The sequence below is a fragment of the Bacillus luti genome, from assembly GCF_001884105.1.
GTDB classification, from domain to species: Bacteria; Bacillota; Bacilli; order Bacillales; family Bacillaceae_G; genus Bacillus_A; species Bacillus_A luti.
Window position 1 is genome coordinate 1 of the sequence record NZ_MACI01000019.1, and the last position, 4242, is coordinate 4242.

Here is a 4242-nt window from a genome sequence, read left to right on the forward strand (position 1 = left end):
AGAACTACTTGGTCGCTCATTTGCGACTTCCTTATGTTAACATCTTCGTTAGTTAATGTCAACTAAGTTTTTCATTTCGTTTATCGCGCTTTGCGTTATTGCATCGGCGACTTGTTCTATATTACACCTCTAAAGTACAATCGTCAATACCTTTTTATAAAGATATTTAAGTTAATATTTTTACACTCTCTAATCTAGATAAGAACCTATAAAGATTACATTACCAGAAAACTCTCTTCTACTCCCAAAATATATTCAAGTTAGTTTAACCCTAGATTTAATTTATACGGACGTTTTCCCCAGCGCAACTAACAACTTTATTTTAATAACTACTAGTATGTAATTAAAAAGTTACTACACTCCGTAGTACCTCTTTGTTTATCATGCACTCTATTAAAAGCAATTGAAGATATACATATTCTTATAACAGACAACGATACAAAAATCCATAATAAACTCATGTACTACTCTAGTTATAGAGTTCTCCCCATATGAAGTAATAGTTGTTTATCTGTTTACTCGTAAATATATAGAAACACACTAATACATCTACTAAATATGCCTGTATCACGCATTGGCTTTATTATAAGTAATTATTATTCAGGCCACCCAGAAGGTTCACTGCTCTTAACACTGATTTACTACTACATGATGTTAATAAAACATACTTATTTCAGACATATACTATCATGATTAAACTTGTAGCTGGAACAATTCTTATAATCTTTGCAGAAGTAAAAAGGATAGAGACAATCCCCGTCTAGCATTAACAATTGGATTATTTCAATGCTTAGCAATATATCCTGACTCCTCTAGAGCTAATCCTACTGTTCTTGTGTCCTTATTAATGAAAGTAAATTATAAAACTGCGTCTGATTTTTCTTTTTTCATTATTCTTCCTGTAATAGCTTGAACTGGAGTTATAGCCTTAAGCTTGTGAAAAGGTTAAAGATATTTAAGCATCGATGATATTTCTATGTTTACGATAAAATTCATCCTCTCTTTATAGTGGCAATGCTAGCAGCAGGAATCTCTCTATAGATTCCTATAAACCACATACTATTAAACCGATATTCAAATCGAAATATAGACCTTATATCTCTTTCACCTTTAGTATCATCCATTCGGTATTACTGAGTGTTAATAAACCTCTGATAATAGCCACTATATCCTCTCAACAAACACTTAAGATGTACAAATAAGTTATACTCCGAAATCTAAACCGAGTAATAGTATTTCTTTTTTAAACACATATACCGGATTAAAAATACGTACCTCAATCGATTGAGTGTACTTAACGTACCCACACGGAACACTCGTTCTCTTCTCGCGTTGTATCACTTCTCATAGCATTTAAGAATGTTTATCCTATATCTATATTCACATTTTATTGCTAGAAGAGGGAATTAAGTTACTAACAAACATTGTTTCTAGTACTACTATATATTTTAATTAATTTATATATCTTCCGTTTTGACATATATACAAAATCATAAATTAATTTTTTCTATCTAAGAACCTAAGAATACATAATAAGTAAGAAACCAATACACATAAAACATCCTATACCTATCAACTCCATAACAAAAACAAACTGATTGATATACCAATCAGTTTGTTTTATTTACACATCTTCTCTTTTAAAAAGTCAATAAAAACAGATTTTGGTCTGCCTTTTAAATAGATAAAATCAATACTAATATTAATTTTCACTGGAGGCGTCATTTCCACTCGGATCAATTCTCCATTTTCTAATTCTTGTTTGACACAATGTTCAGGTAAGAAGCTAATGCCCATCCCTTGTATCACTAAATTTTTCGCTGTTTCCATATTATCTACTTCTAAAGATATATTCGGGCTTACATCATTACTTGAAAATAGCCGATGAATCATGAGCCAATCCATTGATCCATAATCAAAGAAGATAAGAGGTTGTTTACTTACATGTTCTATGGTTACTTTTTCTTCTTTTAAAAATATATGATTTCGAGGTACAAAAAGGCCGATAGGGTCATTATAAAGACGAATTGATTCTACTTGAGGATATGTTTCTGTTCGTACGATGCCAAAGTCAACTTCTTTATTAATAACCTTCTGTAGGATGTCTTGTGAATGACCAGTTACAATTTTTATTCTAACATCCTTAAATTCAGATTTAAAACCAGGTAAAATTTCAGGGAGGATATTATTAGATATTGATAAAGCACTCCCAATTACCAAGTCATATGGAATTGTTACTTGTTGCAAACCATACTTAGCTTCCTGGTAAGATTGCAAAATTTTTTGTGCATGTGGGAAAAAATACTCTCCTTTTTCAGTTAAAGAAATCTTATTACCATTTCGATGAAAAAGCTTTATATTAATTTCACGTTCAAGTGATTGGATACGTGCTGTTACAGAAGGTCGGGTTAAATAAAGAGCTTCGGCAGCTTTATTGAAACTACCAAGTTGACAAACATATATAAAAGCTTCAATATTTTCGATATTCATGTCTAAACACTCCTTACTTTAGCTCCCTATTATAATTAACTATAACATGTACACGTAAAATCATATGTATCAAACATCCATAAAATAAGAATGCAACACTTCTGCCACATTCTTAACTTCTAAATTACACTTTTATTAGTTCTTTCTCTGTTTTATTAGCTATTTTAATAACCACTTTTGCCACAATTTCTGTTGGATCAATGGCACAAATATTTTTGGATGATTTCAATACAAGAGGAACCTCTGTACAACCTGCTATAATAGCCTCAGCCCCGCTCTCTTTCAATTTATCAGCAACCATCGAAAGATGTAAACACCCTGTTTTTAAATCCCCACTTTTAATAGCATATATTCCTTCCATCACTTTTTTTTGCATTTCTTTATCAGGCTCAATGACATCAATCCTGTAATTTTGACAACTGTTTTGGTATAGTTCTGTCTTAACCGTCCCATCCGTAGCCAACAAACCTACTTTTCTAAAATTATTTTCTTGCACAAAACGAGCCGTTTCTAAAGGCATATGCAAGATTGGAATATTAACAGACCTTTTAACTGCTTTATAGAAAAAATGAGCGGTATTACACGCAATAACAAGAAAATCTGCACCAGCGTTTTGCAGTCGCTGCGCTGATTGTACAATGTAAGGGGTCGGATCTATTCCCTTTCCCAAAATAGCCGTTGTCCGATCAGGTATTTGAGAATAGTTGTCTGCAATGATATGGATATGGTCTTGGTCTTTCATTGCAGGTGTGTAAGAAATAATTTTATTCATTAAATCAACAGTCGCCAAAGGCCCCATGCCCCCAATAATCCCAACAACTCTTTGCATTTTATTCACCACTTTTAAACATATTTTGAATGATTGACTTCATTATAAGTTCTTTTTTAAGAGATGAATTATAGAAGGAATCTATACAACAATAGAAAATATGTATTGATAACTAATATATAAAAGAATTTTAATATCTAACAAGTAATGGGCCAGTATATATGCTGGTTAATAACTGGTATACGAGTAGAAAGCTTATCGATACGTACAGCCAAAAAGAACTTCATCTAATTCTGATTGGTGGGTTACAGGCAAATCACCCCTTCGGCCTGGTCCAGTATTAAAATTATTAAATTCGATTCTAACTAATATACAAAAAACTGAAATCGACTCATTTACCGCGTCTGTTCATGACTATAAAGTACATCTTGGTAATACGAAAAATGCCAAGGTCCTGTTGTCTTAGGAACACGAATTCGATTCAAGGAATCCTTTCACATGCCTATCAGGTTAATTTGAATACACATCTCCTATATAACGAAAAAAACGCTATCCTTTTAGTAAAATCATTGATAAGGAGGCGTTTTGGGGGGATGTTTTATTATACGAGCAATTGCAACTCTCTGCTCAAGGATTGTACCGTAGTTTATCTCTTAAAATCCCTCATAAGTTCGGAAAAGATATTTCATTGTCTCACTATCTGCCTGGCTTATTCGAGACGTCGCATCTTGCCACTCTCACTCAACTATGCAGTACATTAGATGTAGCGATATTCTTCACTGAATTGTTCTAAAAGAAGATTACAGTACACCTCGTGTTCATACAGAGCATCGCAGACAAATATGCGATTACTGGGAGAAAGTGCCCATAAAGCTGTTTCCTGCTAGATGAATGTACTCATAGAGTACTATATTAATCACGAGCTTATTTTATAAAACACAAAAAAGACGAGTCATTCTGACTCGTCTTAAAGTTGCTTGGCG

General features: G+C 32.8%; 3 protein-coding genes. 1 reads left to right on the forward strand and 2 read right to left on the reverse strand.

The window, feature by feature from the left end; genetic code table 11:
- Positions 1 to 796: 796 nt before the first annotated feature.
- Positions 797 to 913 carry a hypothetical protein gene (locus BAQ48_RS28385; protein ID WP_278248812.1) on the forward strand — a complete coding sequence of 39 codons (117 nt, stop codon included), beginning with the start codon at positions 797 to 799 and terminating at the stop codon, positions 911 to 913.
- 707 nt (positions 914 to 1620) lie between these two features.
- Here the strand turns inward: BAQ48_RS28385 and BAQ48_RS05455 are convergent.
- The gene (locus BAQ48_RS05455) at positions 1621 to 2490 is read right to left on the reverse strand and encodes a LysR family transcriptional regulator (RefSeq protein WP_071710313.1); all 870 of its coding nucleotides are present in this window, start codon (positions 2488 to 2490) and stop codon (positions 1621 to 1623) included.
- A 124-nt stretch (positions 2491 to 2614) separates the two neighbouring features.
- Entirely contained in the window at positions 2615 to 3319 is a 705-nt protein-coding gene (cuyB, locus tag BAQ48_RS05460; RefSeq protein ID WP_071710314.1) for a cysteate racemase, read from the reverse strand.
- Positions 3320 to 4242: the final 923 nt, after the last annotated feature.